We start from the raw sequence: 265 nt of genomic DNA on the forward strand, positions 1-265 counted from the left end.
CTTTAAATTGCTTTAAACGATTTTCAAAGGCAGACAATGTTTTGCGGTTGTATATCTTTTGTTCCACCAAATCGCCAATGTGTTCTGCCTGTTTCAGTTCGTCCTTACAGTGTTGATTATCTACCTCTTCATCATCCTGCGCAATCCAATTTTCCATCATGTCATACTGCCAAAAGAGATAAGCATCTTCCTGCCTGTAATACGGGACATCTGCGATATGGTATAAGTAACTGCAAACCGAAAGCAGTAGTTGGGCGGTTTTCCT

The 265-nt window shown here is 40.8% G+C and carries 1 pseudogene; it reads right to left on the minus strand.

Features of this window, described 5'->3' with window-relative positions:
* Positions 1-265 (minus strand): annotated as a pseudogene (locus SB772_RS41955) (hypothetical protein); the annotation flags it as partial.

It is taken from the genome of Paraburkholderia sp. SIMBA_030 (genome assembly GCF_046535245.1).
GTDB lineage: Bacteria > Pseudomonadota > Gammaproteobacteria > Burkholderiales > Burkholderiaceae > Paraburkholderia.